The organism is Paenibacillus woosongensis (genome assembly GCF_009725165.1).
GTDB lineage: Bacteria > Bacillota > Bacilli > Paenibacillales > Paenibacillaceae > Fontibacillus > Fontibacillus woosongensis.
Genome location: NZ_WNZW01000017.1, coordinates 53,033 through 68,694 on the forward strand (window position 1 = coordinate 53,033; position 15,662 = coordinate 68,694).

Below are 15,662 nucleotides of genomic sequence, written 5' to 3' on the forward strand. Positions count from 1 at the left end.
CCATGATAGCGGTACCATTCACAGGATTGTAAATAAAATACTCCCTGGATATTTTAGCAAAAACATGTTAAACCCGCTCCCGCAGCGGGTTTTTGCCATTTGTGAACAGAGTTGAAATTCGGGAGGGTCGTATGCTAAAGTAGACGATAGCGACCAAAGGTTAAAATTTTGAAACTATTTATTGTCGAATAGAGTCAATATAAAGGAGATTTACCATGAAGGGTTTCAGGGGAAAACTTGGGCTTGATTGGCTTACGGAGCGTTATCAGTCTGCAGTTCAGCGCATCAGGCCAAGCCACAATCTACCGGAAAATGAACAAGATGATATAGATAGCACGGATATAGAGCGGAAAACGCGATCACGCAGAGTCAGAATTGGGGCAATCGCTGCCGTACTTGCAACAGGCATGTTATTGGCAGGTTACCAGTATGCGCAGGCGCATACGGTGACCTATTATCGCGTCATGCTCCATGATGAGGAGATCGGAACGATCGATAGCGAGGACCAGCTGCAGGCGCTCTACAAGCGCAAAGAGCAGGAGTACGCCGAGAAGTATCCACAGGCGGATATGGTAGTTAATACGAAGGGCATAACAACGGTCGAGGCGAAGAAGTATAAAGCCAAGATCGATACGGAGGCTACTCTGGACAAGCTGTATGAGAGGCTGACGGGTTATTCCCGCGGGGTAGAGCTGAAGGTCGACGGCAAGACCATTGCGGTCGTGAAGGATCAAGCAACGGCAGACGCGATTCTGGAGCAAGTGAAAGGGAAATACATACCGGGCACTTCATCCAATCCTGCGGCTTCTAGAATTAAATTAGTGAGCAGCAATCCGAACGCGGCCAAGAAGCAAAACGGTGTCTCCGTGGAATCCGCGGAGATCGTGGAGGACGTAACGCAGGTTGCCGTAAAGACGGATCCGAACAAGGTGCTGAGCGCCGAGGAGGCGGTTCAGCGCATCGTCGAGGGCAGTGAGGCAGCGATCACTTATGTCGTTCGCGAAGGGGATACGATCTCATCCATTGCTAAGCGGTACGGGGTGACTCAGAAGGAATTGTTCGCGAATAACCCTGGGGTTCAGGAGAAGACAATGCAGATCGGTACAGAACTGAACGTAAAGGCGTTGAAGCCTGCTCTGACCGTAAAGACGGTTGAACTGGTATCCGAGGAAATCGTCACCGAACCGGAAGTGATTATTCAGAAAAATGCGGATATGAAAGCCGGTCAGTCCAAGGTTGTTGCGGAGGGGCAAAGCGGTCTGAAGATTATGGAATATCGGCTGACCAAAGAGAATGGCGAGGTGGTCACCGAGGAATGGCTTGGCCATGAGGTCATTAAGGCATCGTCTCCGCGCATCATTATGAAAGGAACGAAGATCGTCGGCGAGGGCAGCGGCCAGTTCGCGTGGCCGGTATCCGGCGCACGAATGACGAGCAGCTACGGCGAGCGTTGGGGCCGAACTCATAAAGGCGTTGATCTGGTCTCCTCGAATCGGAACATTCTTGCCGCGGATGAAGGAGTTGTCAGCTTCGCAGGCGTCAAATCCGGCTATGGCAATGTTATTATTATTAATCATAATAACGGATATGAGACGCTGTATGGGCATCTGAGTAAGATCAGCGTAGAAAAGGGCGACATCGTAGAGAAGGGCAGCAAAATCGGGGTTATGGGCAGCACGGGGCGTTCTACCGGGACGCATTTGCATTTTGAAATTCATAAGAATGGCAACGTGCAAAATCCGATGAAATATCTATAGTATAAGGGTAGTTAAAAAAGTCATGCTCAAATAAAAATGGCCCGCGCGGCCGGTGTTCCTGATGGAACATCGTTGCGCAGGGCCATTTTTTTATATTAATTCGCCGCAAGGGCTTCGACCTCTTGATTGTCTTTCAATTGGTGTTGACCCGATACCACGATCTGATCTCCCGCGGCCAAGCCTTCGATGACCTCCTGATACAATTCGTTGAGGCGTCCGAGTTCCACTTGCCGCTTCTCGACTTTGCCACCAGAGAAGAGATAGACGTAGGTGTTGCTCTCTTCCCGGATAATCGCCGTAGTTGGGATGGTGAGCACTTCCTGCTCTGCTTCATCGGTCAGCCGCAGCTGCACTTTGGTTCCCGGTTTCAGGGCCAGACTGGCGTTATCGGCTTGCAGCTCCAGCTCATAGGTTCTGTTCATCGTGTCCATGATGTCGGCGAAATAGACGATTTTCCCTTTGAACAGCTGGTCCGGCCGGTCGGCCGCATAGAACGATAGCTCGGTTTTACCTTTAAGGAGCTTGGCGTTTTCCTCTGTGATGTTCGCCTTGATTTTGACCGGGTTGATCTGCTGAATTTTGCCAACGATTCCTTGGTTTATGGTCATGCCGGGCTCAATCGAGAAATCGGTCAGAATGCCGCTGATTGGAGCGGTCACTTTATAATTGTCCAAGGTGCGGTTGATTTGCTCGATATCGATTTGTGCCATTCGAATTTGATCTTTCAGCGGCTGGAGGGCATCCGGATCGTCTTGCGCAGCGAACTGGCCCTCTTTCAAATTATTCTGGGCCGTGCGGAGCCCGATTTCGGCCTTTTGCTTCTGCAGCAGCACATCGGCTGGATCCAGTTCAAACAGCAGTTCCCCCTGTTTTACCTGATCACCACGCTTTTTCAACGCTTTAAGCACGTCGCCGCTTGCTTTGACCACGACATCTCTTTCCGCTGAAGCTGTCACTTCGGCTACCGTCTCCTGAGGAGCGCCAATGCTTCTCTTTTGAGCTTCACTGATCTTGACAGCGGGCTTCTGTATGGCCTTCTGCACTTCCATTTGCGTTTCCTGAGGGGCATTGCAGCCGGCCAGGGCTGTTCCGCCCACGGCCAGCAACGCGCTGCCCATTATAATTTGTATCCATCGTTTGTTTCTCATTGACTTACCACTCCCTCACTGATGTCGTCGGATGATTTATCGACTCGGCCCCTTCTTCGGAACAGACGGCCCATCCGGTTCTTGAATGATTCCAGTAATTCGTAGACGACCGGAACGACGACCAATGTCAGAATCGTTGACGTAACGAGTCCGCCGATCACGACGACGGCCATGCCTTTCGAAATAATGGCTCCACCTTCGGTAAACCCAAGCGCAAGCGGCAGCATGGCGACCATCGTTACGACCGCTGTCATGATGATCGGTCTTAGGCGAAGCATGCCCGCTTCAACCAAGGCGTGGCGAACGGTGTAGCCTTCGTCGCGCAGCTGCTGCGTCCGGTCGATAAGCAGAATTGCGTTGGTCACGACGATTCCGATTAGCATCATGAAGCCGATCAGCGAGGTGATGCTTAGCGCTTCGCCGCTGATCAATAGACCAAGCAAACCGCCGATTACGGCAAGCGGCAGCGAGAATAGGATGACAAACGGTGCGCTCAGATTGCCGAAAGCAATAACCATGATGAGATAGACGATAAATACGGCTGCCCCCATGGCGACAAACAGCTGGGAGAAGCTTTCTCCGATATCTTCATTAATCCCGCCGACTTCGCGCGATACGCCGTCAGGAAGCTCAACCTGATCCAGAGCCATCGCGACTTGACCGGCAACGCCGCCCTTGTTTTGGCTGTCGATTTTGGCGGTAATGTTCACGACCTGTTCCTGGTCGTTACGCTGAATGCTGGAGGCGGCGTTGATGATGTTCAGCTTCGCCACCTCTTTCAGATAAACGATGGAGCCGCTCCCCGTACGGAACGGGATATCCCCCAGCTTGGACAGCGTATCAATGCCCGATTTATCCAGTTGGACCGTTGTCGTGTAAGTGATGTTATCCAGCTTGACATCACCGATTTCATCCTCGGCCAGCCAACCGGCGACGGTCTGCTGTACCGTAGAGGCGCTCAGTCCGTATTGCCAAACTTTGTTCTGATCGACTTCGATCTCAAGCTCCTTCTTGGCATCGCTGAGGGAGTCCTCCACTTCCTTGATTTCTGGAAACTCCTTCAGCTTCTCCTTCAGCAGCGAAGAAGCTTCAACCAACCGGTTGAGGTCATCCCCTTTCAGGGAATATTGGAAGTCGGTGCCGCCCGCCGAATTACCCTCCAGGGATCTAACGTCCAATTCAGAGTCTACCGGCAATTCGGCCATCAAAATATTTTTGTATTGCTCCTGAACAGTTTTGACATTGCTGCCTTCGCTAACTTCGGTAAAAATCTGCGCCCGGTAAGGCGTTGCCTCCGTGGAGCCGTCAAATCCGATCAGCGCTTCAGTAAAGGTAAATTGCGGCTGGCCATCGGCCGTCTTCGCAAGATGCAAAATCTCTTCCATATCTTTGATTTTGGCATCCATAGTTTTCAAAGAAGTTTCGTACGGCATCTTAATGACGAAGTAAAACTGCCGCGGAGGCTCTTCCTCCGGCATCAAGGTGACCGATAGAAACGGCAGCGTTCCGATAATTGACGCGATAAACAGGAATCCTGCTGCCAGCAGCGTTTTGATCCGGTGGCGCAGCGACCATTCCAGGACACGGCGGTAAAAAGCCGTCGAGCGTCCTGCCTTCTCTTCATGATGCTTGATCTTGGCTCCGCGGAGCACCAGTACCTTCGCCAGCATCGGGATTACCGTCAATGCTACTAGCAGCGAAGCTAACATGGCGGTGGACAGCGTAATCGCGAACGGCTGGAACAATTGCCCGACCATACCGCTGACAAATGCGAGCGGGGCGAAGACCCCGACCGTCGTCAGTGTGGATGACGTAATTGCTGCGCCGACTTCACGGGTAGCCAGCTTAATGACCGATTCGCCGCGCTCCTGCGCTTTCTGCAAATGTGAATATATATTTTCGATAACGACGATACTGTCGTCCACGACCCGTCCAATCGCGATGAACATACCGCCGAGCGTCAGAATGTTCAAGGAAATGTCCAGGGAATTCATAACGAGCAGTGTTATCAGGATCGAAAGTGGAATCGAGACCAGAACGATCAAGGTCATACGTAAATTCCGCAGGAACAGCAGGATGACGAGCGCTGCCAGCAGCGCGCCGGTGAGCCCCTCATGCACCATTCCGCTAATGGAGGAACTGACTAATTCCGAAGTGTCATAAATCGTCTTAAAGCCGATATCGGGAAGCTGCTGCTCCCATTTGGCGAACAGGGACTCGACTTCCCTGGCGAAATCTACGGCGTTGGCCTCGCTCGTTTTGTACAGCTGGATGCCGATGGCTGGCTGCTGATTCAGTCGAGCTACAAAATCGGATTCCGAGATCGATTCGATCTTGCCCAGCTGATTCAGGCGAACCCGGGTGCCGCTCTGGGTCAGCAAGTCCATATTTTCCAAGTTATACACACTGTTGGTGTCGCCCTTTACACGGGCCATCAAGGAGCTGCCATCGAGATCGACGGCTCCTGCCGGCAGCGAAGTGAGGTTTTGGCGCACCTGGCCGGATACTTGTCCGGGAGTAAGGCCGAAATCATTCAGCTTCCCGGCATCAAGCTTGATGGTAAGCTTCGTTTCCCGCGCTCCGATTTCGTCCATGTGGTCGTAGCCAGGGATCGATTCGAGTTCGGGTTTGATCTCGTTCGCATACCATTGATCCAGCTCTGACTGGCTCATGCCATTTTGGCCATAGATGGCGAAGTAATAAGCCGGAATTGAGGCGAAACCGAAGGTGGCCACCTTCGGAGTGCTGGCCGAAGCGGGAAGATTGACCTCTTGCAGCAAGCTTTCAATATCCTGCTTTTTCTTTTCGGGGTCGGCCTTATCAGTCAGCATGACTATAATGGTCGCAAAGTTGTCGCTTGACGTAGAGTCCAGCGAGGTAACTCCCTCCATGTTGGCTATCTTTTTCTCTATCGGCTTGGTTACTTGTTCCATGACGTCGCTGGGAGACCCGGGATATTGGGCCGTTATGTATACCATGGGAATCGAGATGTCCGGCATGATCTCCGTCTTTAAATTCCCAGCCGCATACAGGCCGCCGCCAAACAACATGATGATCATAATAAACAAGGCGCCTATATTCTTCATGGAAAAACTAGTTAGTTTGTTCATGGTAATCCTCCTATCTTAAGAAAGATTACCTTATAAATGTGAACTGAATATGAATAAGAAGCCAAATTTACAATTAACTTCGCAGGGCAAAACTAAATTGTTCAAGAGGGCAGGGTCACAGTGATTTCCGTTCCGGTTCCGGGCTCGCTGCGCACTTCGATATGGCCGTGATGCAGGTCTACGATTCTTTTGACGATCGCCAGGCCCAGACCGTTGCCATTATATACCCGGTTGCGGGAGCGGTCCGCCTTGTAGAATCGTTCGAATATTTGGGCCTGATCCTCCGGCGCAATGCCGATTCCCGTATCTTTGATCGTCACGGAAACCTGGTGGATGCCCCGCTGAACGTCAATGGCGATTTTGCCGCCTTCCGGCGTAAAGCGGATGCTGTTTCCCAGCAGGTTGATCCACACCTGGTCCAGCTGGTCCCGGTCACCGCAAACTTTGACCACAGGCAGATCCAGATCGATCGCAATCGATTTGGCGGCCCATTGCGGCTCCAGAGCAACAGCCGTTTGCCGGATCTGTTCATCGAGCCGGAATGTGACGGGATGGAACGGATGGTGCTTCGATTCAAGCGAGGCCAAATGCAGCAGGTTGTCGCTCATTCGGGACATTCGCTCGCTCTCCGCGATAATGATGTCCAAATAACGATCCCGGTTCTTATGGTCGAGCGTATCGTTCTCCTTCAGCGCCTTGGCAAATCCGCGGATGGACGTAAGCGGCGACTGAATTTCGTGCGAGACGTTGGAGACGAAGTCCTGGCGCATCTCCTCAATTTGCTGCAGCTGCCGCCGCATTTCGTTAAAGCTCTGCACCAGGACGCCCAATTCGTCTTTGCGCCGCGCTTTCAGCTCGCTGCTGAAATCGCCTTTGGCCATCCGCTTCGTCGCTTCCGTCATTTTGCGCAAAGGCTGGATCAAAAAGGCGGCTTCCACAACGAAAAACAGGCTGCCGCCCACCAACAGGACAGTGATCCCGGTGAGGATCATGCCGCCGATCGGATAACCGACCTGGCTGTTCGAGCTTGGCTCGATAAACATGGCATAGGTTTGGCCTTGATGCCCGAAAGGCAGCCCTACATAGGTATGTCCTTCAGAGGTAGTGCTCTTCAATGTCTCCCCTTGAAGCACGCGTTCGACTTGCTCCCGGCTTACTTCGATTAGGGAATCGGAGCCGTATTTCTCCTCGGACAGGGAGCCGTCGAAAATTTGCATGCTGACCATATTGGCCAAATCCTTGATGTCGTCCATGACCAGGGCTCGGCGGTCATACCCGACCCGATCAAAAATCCGGATTAGGCTTTGGCCCAGTGTAATCATGTAGTCCTGGGTTTGATCCTGGATCTGACGCTGGTATAAATAGCCGATAACCATCGTAGAGGTCAGCAGGCTGACGAGAATGGCTACCAGAAACATCACAACAATACGGACATATAGCGATTTGATCATTTGTCCACCACAAGCCGGTAGCCGAGCCCGTATACGGTGGCGATATGAAAGGAGTGAGCCTCCTCATCGCTTGCGGGGAAGCGTTCGCGCAGCCTTTTGATATGGACGTCGACCGTACGGTCATCCCCTGTATAGTCGGGACCCCAGATTTGTTCGATGAGCTGCTCGCGGGTAAAGATTTGCCCGGGATAGCTTCCAAGCTTGAACAGAAGCTCGAATTCCTTGGGCGGGAGCATGAACTCTTCGGAGCCGCGGATCACTTTGTAGCTTTGGCGGTCCAGCAAAATGTTCCCGAGATGAATGCTTTGGGAAGAAGCGATTCTGTAGCGCTTGAGCAGCACTTTGATCCGGGCTACCAGCTCGAGCGGCTCAAACGGCTTCACGACATAATCGTCGGCGCCCAGATCAAAGCCCTTGATTTTTTGCCCAGTTTCACCCTTCGCAGTAACCATGAGCAGCGGTGTATCCGGGTACAGGCGACGCAGCTTAGCGCACAGCTCCCAGCCGTCCATGACCGGCATCATGATGTCGAGTACAACCAGGTCGGCGATTTCCTGCTCCATCATTTTCAGCGCCACGGCGCCGTTTTCGGCCTGGATGGGGCGGAATCCTTCCTTCGATAAATAGAGACAAATCAGTTCGCGTATATGGGGATCGTCATCGACGAGCATAATGGTGGCCATAGGGTTAATTATCCTCCTTAAGTGACTGGTAAAAACAAGTAAATGTATGTATGATCTAAAGCGAACGGGAACTTCACCGTCAATGATAGAGTAACAGTTTTAGGCGGGGGCATTCAATACTTGCCCTAGGCTTCCCGATAGCTGATGCTGCTTAGGATATGGTAAGATAGAGGGAGATCAAAGCCATGATCGAAAGTTTGGGGTGAATCGCAATCATGCTAGGTAAAATTTTAGTCGTGGACGATGAACGTCCAATTGCCGATATTTTGAAGTTCAATCTAGAAAAAGAAGGGTACGAGGTAATCCTTGCTTTCGATGGAATCGAGGCTGTAGAGCTGGCATTCAACGAGCAGCCGGATCTCATTCTGCTTGATTTGATGCTGCCCGGCAAGGATGGCATGGATGTGTGCAGAGAGGTTCGCGCCAGACTGCAGACGCCGATCATTATGCTGACCGCCAAAGATGGCGAAATCGATAAGGTGCTTGGGCTGGAGCTTGGAGCCGATGATTATGTGACGAAGCCGTTCAGCACGCGGGAGCTTCTTGCCCGGGTGAAGGCGCAAATGCGGCGGCAGCAGAAGCCGGCCCCGCTGGAAAGCGCCGAGGGCAAACAGGGAATCAGCTTGTTTGAGCTGTTTATCGATACGGATATGTATACGGTATACAAAAATGGCGAACCGCTGGATTTAACTCACCGGGAGTTCGAGCTGGTTCATTATCTGGTGAAGAATGCTGGAAAAGTGATGACCCGAGAGCATCTGCTGCAGGCGGTATGGGGTTATGACTATTTCGGAGACGTGCGGACGGTGGACGTGACGATTCGCCGGCTGCGGGAGAAGATTGAGAGTGATCCGAGCAAGCCCGAGTATATTTTGACCCGGCGTGGGCTTGGCTATATGATGCGCAGCTCCAAGGCGGGTGGATTCTAGGATGAATCTGCCCTCCTTCTTCCGTACGATCCAGGCTAAGCTGATCATGATTTATGTGCTCCTGATCCTGATCGCGATGCAGTTGATCGGGGTCTATTTCGTGAGCGCCATGAAAACCTCGCTGACAAGCAACTTTACGAAGGAGCTTCAAGAGCGGGCGGCATTGCTATCAGTGCTGGCTGCGCAAAACTTGGGGATTACCGGAGAATCGGCAGATGCATCGCTAGACAATTTAAGTGTCCTCGTCAACAATTTATTCAATATTAACGGCGCTGAGATTCAGGTGCTGGACGCGAGCGGCCGGGTTCTGACGACCTCCAAGCCATCGCATGCCGATTACGTCGGCACGAAGAATACGCAAACGGTAGTCAGCCGGGCATTGCAGGGCATACGCGACAATGAAGAGTATATGATCGATGAAGATAACGTTCGCAAGAAGGTGGTAGCCAAGCCGGTCGTAAGAGACGGAAAGACGGTTGGCGCCATTTATATCGCGGCATCGATGACCGAGCTCTACGATACGATGGAGCGGATTAATAGCATATTCATTTCCGGCTTATTACTGGCCCTTGCTTTGACTGCCGTATTAGGCGTTATCCTCGCACATACAATTACATCGCCGATTAAGGAGCTGACCCGGCGGGCGACGGCGGTGGCGGAAGGACGGTTCCATCAGAAAATGCCGGTGCTCGGCAACGATGAAATCGGCCAGTTGAGCAAGGCGTTCAACTATATGACAAGCCGGCTGCAGGATGCGCTGGCTCAGAATGAGGAAGAGAAGGAGAAGCTGGCCTCTATTCTTACCAATATGAGCGACGGCGTTATCGCCGCGGATGAGAAATATCAGGTCATTCTGATGAACCGCAGAGCCAGCGAGATGCTGCGGGTTCAAGAGGAGGCAGTTAGCGGCAAGGATATTATGACGCTGCTGCATCTGCCGCTGGAGGAACGGGCCGTACTGGAGCGGGGAACGATGCACTCGGCTATTCTGGAGATCGATTCTCCGGAAGGGGACATGTTTCTCATCCGCGTAACGTTTACGCCGATTCACCGGAGGGAATTTGGCATCAGCGGGACGATTGCCGTACTGCAGGACGTGACGGAGCAGGAGAAACTGGAGGCGTCCCGGAGGGAGTTCGTCGCGAACGTCTCCCACGAATTGCGGACGCCGCTCACGACAATTAAGAGCTATACCGAGGCGCTGGAGGACGGCGCGCTGCAGGACCCAGAGCTTGGTCCGCGGTTCGCTTCCGTCATTCAGAATCAGACGGACCGGATGATCCGGCTTGTTACGGATCTGCTTCATTTATCCCGTCTCGATTCGAAAGAAGCTCTGCTGCGCAAGCAGTCGATCGGCGTTCTGGAAATGCTGGAAGAGGTCGTGGATCGATTCTCCTTCCAAATGCAGGAGAAGGGAGTTCATCCGGAAATCTTTATCGAGAAAGGTGTCGATACCGCCTGGATGGACCGGGATCAAATCGATCAAGTGCTGGACAATTTAATATCCAATGCGATGAAATATACGCCAGAAGGCGGAAAGATTGCTTTTGAGGCGCGCCGGGTGGATGACGGCATGATTGCCATATCGATCCAGGACAACGGAATCGGTATTCCGAAGCGCGATTTAGAGCGTATTTTTGAGAGATTTTACCGAGTGGACAAGGCTAGAGCCCGCAATATGGGTGGAACCGGCCTTGGCCTGTCCATTGCCCGGGAAATTGTGAAGGCCCATGGCGGTACGATTACTTTGGAATCCGAGCTGGGGGAAGGCACTAAAGTAACCTTTACACTGCCTACACAGGAGCAAGGAGGCGAGGGACGGTGAAGGAAACGGTGAAATCTTTCCTGCTTACTTTGCTTGTAGTCTGCAGTCTGGTGCAGAGTTATTTTCTGATTTATCGGCTCCCGGGCAGCGATCCAGTGGTCAAGACGGAGAATGATTATATCAAGACAGAGAATATGGGGGCGGAGATGCGGGCTGAGGAGCTCATATTTCCGGCGCAAATATCCGTTCACATGGGCGAGAACCAGCATACGGTGTTTTACCCGGATTCGATGTTCTACGATTTGATATATTCCCGCCTGAAAGGGCGGATGTTTGAAGGATTTCAGCGCAACGGCGTAGACAATATGAACTGGACGGAAATCCGGAGTAAATATCCGGGCGTAGAGCTTCAGTTCGGCAGCGGCGTGCCTGTATCGCTTCTGCAAAAGGTGATGCAACTATCCGCTGATCCGCTGTTTGAGGAAGAGAGTATTCACCGGATATTGATCTATACCGGGGAAAATGAGGAACGGGCGCGCGTCTTCTTCTTCAGCTCGCATGGGGATGTCGTGTATGAGGCAACGAAGGCCGATTTGACGGTGCAGGACGTGAGGCAGCAGGTCGATTTCGGCAAGGACTGGATTCCGTACACGCTGAAGGATGGTTATTATATTCCGGAGAAGCCCATTGATATGGTAGAGACCCTGCTGAAGGTAGGCGTGTTCTCGACCGAGCAGATTCAGGGCAGCCTGTTCTTTGACCCGAGTATTACGAGAATCATACGCGAGAAGGACGGTTCAGAAATTTATACGGACAGCAAGCGGAGCCTGCAGGTAAGGCAGGATGGGAACTGGATTAACTATACCGATCCGGCGGCGCCGTCTGCAGGCGAGAACAGCCCGGCAAGCAATGCATTATCCTCGATCGATTTCGTGAACCAGCATGGCGGCTGGAACGGCAGCTACCGCTTGGAGCAAATGGACGGTTCGGATGAGATGGACGGGGTGGTATTCCGCCAGTACTTCGGGAATGGGCAGTTCGGGGCTTTTCCGATCATGGATTTCCGGTCGTTCCGTTTCGGAACCATTTCGCTGGCCCTGCGGCAAGGCACGATTACAGGATATGAGCGTTCCTTGCTATATGTCAAAGCGGGAGACTGGGACAAGCAGGTCGTTCAGCTGTCCGGCGGCCAGGAGCTGAGGGACAAGATCGAGAAGCTGTCTGACGTCATCAACCTGTACCCGGCGTATTTGCCTTCGCTGAGCCAGGAGGGGCTGCTGCTGAAGCCGACCTGGATCGTCGAGCTGAGCAGCGGCGCTGTACATGAGCTGAATTAGGTTATAGGCGAAGGGTAAGGCAGGCTGCGGCACTTCATGTGCAGCAGGAAAGAACAAGTGCCATTTATTTATTAAAGGAGGTCGCGGAACATGGATTGGGGCAGAGCCAAAAATGTGCTTATTTACGCCTTCTTGCTGCTGAATTTAGTGCTTGGCTACCAGCTCTGGAATGACCTGAGGGAGCAGGCCGACTCCAATCCGGACCTTACTTCCCTGGAAGGCGGCACGCAGAAGGTGATGGAGAGCAAGCGAATCAAGGTGCTGGCGCAAATTCCGAGCGATTCGCCACAGCTGCGCAAGATATCCTACCGCTTTGTGAACGGGCAGCAGAGCCATAAAGTAACCGATCTGCCGGTTCCTGTGGACAGCAAGCTGATCTTTACACCGAAGGAGCTGGCCAATGCGCTGAAGCCGAGCCTTCCCGACATCGGAAATTACCGTTATGACGAATGGGCGGGAAACGAGAATGTATTCGTCCTCCATCCGCTTGTGGACGGGAAGTGGCCGCTCTTCAAAATCAATTTAGAGCTGCATTACGCCAACCAGAAGATCGTGTCTTATCGTCAGGACATTATTGAAATTAACGAATCGGCCGATGAGAAGGAGCAGCAGGTGCTGTCTGCTTCCAAGGCTCTGGGCAATCTTATTGAGAACTTCCTGCCGGAGGGCTCGGTAGTAACGAGCATTGAGCTTGGATATTATGGCCAGGTGTTCGATTCGGACGCCGACCTGCCGGCATCGCCGGCATGGCGCTTCTTGCTGGAGAGCGGAGAAGAGTATTACGTGCAAGGCATTAGCGGGGACGTCATCAGTCCTAACACGAAGGAATCGAAGGAGTAATGGGGAACATGGGTTTACGATTTACGGTACTGTCGAGCGGATCTACCGGGAATGCTACGGTAGTGACGGACGGAGAGATTACACTGATGATCGATGCGGGGTTCAGTGCCCGCCGTATAGATGAACTGCTGCTGGAGCGCGGTTTGACCGGTGAGAATTTGACGGGCATTCTGGTGACACATGAGCATTCCGACCATATTAAAGGGCTTGGGGCCGTAGCGAGAAAATATAACTTGCCCATTTATGCCAATGAGAAGACATGGCAGGCGATGGAGAAGTCGATCGGGAGCATTCCCGAGGAGAACCGCTGCCTTCTGGGAACCGGGGAGGCGCGCGATTTCGGGTCAATGCGGGTAGAGTCGTTCGGGATTTCGCATGATGCGGCCGAACCTGTCGGTTATACCTTCAGCGATGGCCGGGAGAAGCTGAGCGTTTGCACGGATCTGGGCTACGCAAGCGATAAAGTGAAGCAAGCAATCGCCGATTCGGACGTGCTTGTGCTGGAGGCCAATCACGATATCGAAATGCTGCGGATGGGGCGTTACCCATGGAATATTAAGCGGCGCATTCTTGGCGATATGGGGCATTTATCGAATGAAGCCTCGGGCGAGGTGCTCAGCGATCTGCTTAACGGCCGTATGAAGCGCACCTATTTGGCCCATCTCAGCAAGGAGCATAACATGCTGGATCTGGCCAAAATGTCGGTTCGGAGCGCTATGGAGGACCGCGGCTGCTTCTATAAGGACAGCGAGTTCCGCCTGTGCGACACCTATGCGGATCGTCCTACGCCGTGGGATAGGGTGGGCGAGCCTTAGAGCAGTCCAGTTCAGAAGTCTTCTGGGCAATCTCTTCGCGGCTGAGAACGCCCTTCTCAATGAGCAGCTCCATCATAGCACTCAGCGCTAGCAGCTGATGATAGTGATCTTCCTTTAGATCGGCCAGCTTGGCCAGGATATTCACCTCGTCCATCGGGGAGAAGTAATCCATAATCATCCTCCTTAAGTTGAAATTCCCGGTATTTCCCTCAATGGAAAAACCTTCAGGAACGCTTCGTATATGGTAAAATGAATCTATGAATCTATCGCTTTATCATTAGTGTAGTCTTTTATGAGCAGAAACATTCCTAACACTTTGAAAAATAAAAATTTACAGGAAGCCAGCAACTTCATACTGAACCATCTCGTTAAGAAGTAAGGGGTTTGTACGGACATATGGCTTTGCCTACCGGGAATAAGGTGAAGTAAGAGCTTCGCTTTAATTGCAAGCATGAGACGAGTCGGAAGCGAGTAGCCTAGGAGCAAGTCACGGAGGGAGAGAGTTCGGATGGGATTGTTTGATGACGATTTTTATTCCACGAAAATATCGCGGCGGCATGATCGGAGAGCGGAGAGCCGGCGCGGGTGGAACAGAAGAAAGCGCGGCTCGGGGTGGTCCACCCTGCAGGTGTCGATCGTTTCTTCCGTGCTGAGCGCGATTGTTGCAGTGCTGCTCTTCAGTTTCATTACGGGGCTTCCCTCTTCCAAGGCCAGATTTGCTGCGGGGGGTACCGTGTTTGGCGGAGATCTTGACCCGTTCAGCCGGATCAGCACGGCGGCCGCAAAGGTCGGGCCTACGGTCGTTAGCATTTTGAACCATAACGAGCTGTCAGGCGGAGATCCGGAGCAGGCGGCGCTTGGATCTGGTGTTATTTTTAAGAAAGAGAAGGGCAAGGCCTTCATCATTACGAATGCGCATGTCATTCAAGGAGCCAGTGATTTGGAAATCTTGACGAGCAGCGGGGATTCGAAGGAAGCCTCGGTGGTAGGTCAGGACGTCATCAGCGATATCGCTGTTCTGGAAGTGGATGACAGGGGGATTACCTCCGTGATATCGCTTGGGGATTCCACGAACCTGCGTCCGGGAGAGACTGTACTTGCCGTAGGCAATCCGCTGGGGCTTGGAGGGACGCTGACCTCGGGCATCGTCAGTTATACGAGCCGGGTAATCCCGGTATCGATCAACCAGGACGGCAATTATGACTGGGAGCAGGAAGTTATTCAGACTGACGCGGCGATCAACGACGGCAATAGCGGCGGAGCGCTGGTCAATCTGAACGGCGAGCTGATCGGCATCAATACGATGAAAATTGCCGATATGGGCGTAGAAGGCCTGGGATTCGCCATTCCGGTCAGCGAGGTCATGAAGACGGTTGACGATTTGATGGAGCACGGAAAGGTGGCTCGTCCGTACTTGGGCGTCTATACTCTTGACCTAAACAATCCGTTCTCCATATTTAGCGACGAGGATCACCGGGAATTGATGCTCCCGGAGGATGTGAAGGATGGCGTTATCGTGCTGGAAGCACACGGCCCGGCAAAATCGGCAGGGCTGAAGCTCAATGACGTCATCGTTAAGCTCGACAAGCAGCCGATCCAATCGACGCTTGATCTGCGCAAGTATTTGTACGGACACAAGAAGATCGGCGAGGATATGGAGGTCAGCTTTTATCGGGAAGGCGAGCTGCAGCGCGTGAAGGTCAAGCTGGAGGATAAGCCTGAAGATGCAGAGCTGGAGGACGATACGTACGATATGCCTCGTGGGGAGCATGATAACGGGGAGTCTGGCTTCGGCGAGTTTGAGCTTGATCATTAGGGTGGTCAGAA

The 15,662-nt window shown here is 52.6% G+C and carries 12 protein-coding genes; 7 read left to right on the forward strand and 5 right to left on the reverse strand.

Annotated elements, in window-relative coordinates; all coding sequences use genetic code 11:
- The first annotated feature begins 215 nt into the window (after positions 1-215).
- A complete protein-coding gene (locus GNP95_RS23610; protein WP_155613281.1) occupies positions 216-1,757 on the forward strand; it encodes a M23 family metallopeptidase in 1,542 nt (513 codons plus the stop codon).
- A 95-nt stretch (positions 1,758-1,852) separates the two neighbouring features.
- Here GNP95_RS23610 and GNP95_RS23615 read toward each other — a convergent pair whose 3' ends face one another.
- The 4 genes from GNP95_RS23615 to GNP95_RS23630 all read right to left on the reverse strand — a co-directional run bounded on the left by GNP95_RS23615 (position 1,853) and on the right by GNP95_RS23630 (position 8,149).
- A complete protein-coding gene (locus GNP95_RS23615) occupies positions 1,853-2,905 on the reverse strand; it encodes an efflux RND transporter periplasmic adaptor subunit (RefSeq protein WP_155613282.1) in 1,053 nt (350 codons plus the stop codon).
- On the reverse strand, positions 2,902-6,015 hold the full coding sequence (locus GNP95_RS23620) for an efflux RND transporter permease subunit (protein ID WP_155613283.1): 3,114 nt from the start codon (positions 6,013-6,015) through the stop codon (positions 2,902-2,904). The genes GNP95_RS23615 and GNP95_RS23620 overlap by 4 nt, the downstream gene beginning before the upstream one ends.
- A gap of 101 nt (positions 6,016-6,116) precedes the next feature.
- A complete protein-coding gene (locus GNP95_RS23625; RefSeq protein ID WP_155613284.1) occupies positions 6,117-7,466 on the reverse strand; it encodes a sensor histidine kinase in 1,350 nt (449 codons plus the stop codon).
- Positions 7,463-8,149, reverse strand: a complete 687-nt coding sequence (locus GNP95_RS23630) for a response regulator transcription factor (RefSeq protein ID WP_155613285.1) — start codon at positions 8,147-8,149, stop codon at positions 7,463-7,465. Before GNP95_RS23630 ends, GNP95_RS23625 begins: the two co-directional genes overlap by 4 nt.
- 215 nt (positions 8,150-8,364) lie before the next feature.
- On the opposite strand from GNP95_RS23630, the gene yycF reads away from it, so the two are divergent.
- The 5 genes from yycF to GNP95_RS23655 all read left to right on the forward strand — a co-directional run bounded on the left by yycF (position 8,365) and on the right by GNP95_RS23655 (position 13,835).
- Complete coding sequence (gene yycF, locus GNP95_RS23635; RefSeq protein ID WP_155613286.1) at positions 8,365-9,078, forward strand: response regulator YycF; 714 nt, start codon at positions 8,365-8,367, stop codon at positions 9,076-9,078.
- 1 nt (position 9,079) lies between these two features.
- Positions 9,080-10,903 (forward strand): cell wall metabolism sensor histidine kinase WalK, encoded by a 1,824-nt coding sequence (gene walK / locus GNP95_RS23640; RefSeq protein ID WP_155613287.1) that lies wholly within the window; start codon positions 9,080-9,082, stop codon positions 10,901-10,903.
- A complete protein-coding gene (locus tag GNP95_RS23645) occupies positions 10,900-12,180 on the forward strand; it encodes a YycH family regulatory protein (RefSeq protein ID WP_330163598.1) in 1,281 nt (426 codons plus the stop codon). Before walK ends, GNP95_RS23645 begins: the two co-directional genes overlap by 4 nt.
- A gap of 90 nt (positions 12,181-12,270) precedes the next feature.
- Complete coding sequence (yycI, locus tag GNP95_RS23650; RefSeq protein WP_155613288.1) at positions 12,271-13,020, forward strand: two-component system regulatory protein YycI; 750 nt, start codon at positions 12,271-12,273, stop codon at positions 13,018-13,020.
- Between the two features lie 8 nt (positions 13,021-13,028).
- Positions 13,029-13,835: an MBL fold metallo-hydrolase gene (locus GNP95_RS23655; protein WP_155613289.1), complete on the forward strand. Its 807-nt coding sequence runs from the start codon at positions 13,029-13,031 to the stop codon at positions 13,833-13,835.
- Here GNP95_RS23655 and GNP95_RS23660 read toward each other — a convergent pair.
- The gene (locus GNP95_RS23660; protein ID WP_155613290.1) at positions 13,804-14,007 is read right to left on the reverse strand and encodes a hypothetical protein; all 204 of its coding nucleotides are present in this window, start codon (positions 14,005-14,007) and stop codon (positions 13,804-13,806) included. The two genes, GNP95_RS23655 and GNP95_RS23660, sit on opposite strands and share 32 nt — an antisense overlap.
- Positions 14,008-14,343: 336 nt before the next feature.
- On the opposite strand from GNP95_RS23660, the gene GNP95_RS23665 reads away from it, so the two are divergent.
- Positions 14,344-15,651 (forward strand): S1C family serine protease, encoded by a 1,308-nt coding sequence (locus tag GNP95_RS23665; RefSeq protein WP_155613291.1) that lies wholly within the window; start codon positions 14,344-14,346, stop codon positions 15,649-15,651.
- The last annotated feature ends 11 nt before the right edge of the window (positions 15,652-15,662 follow it).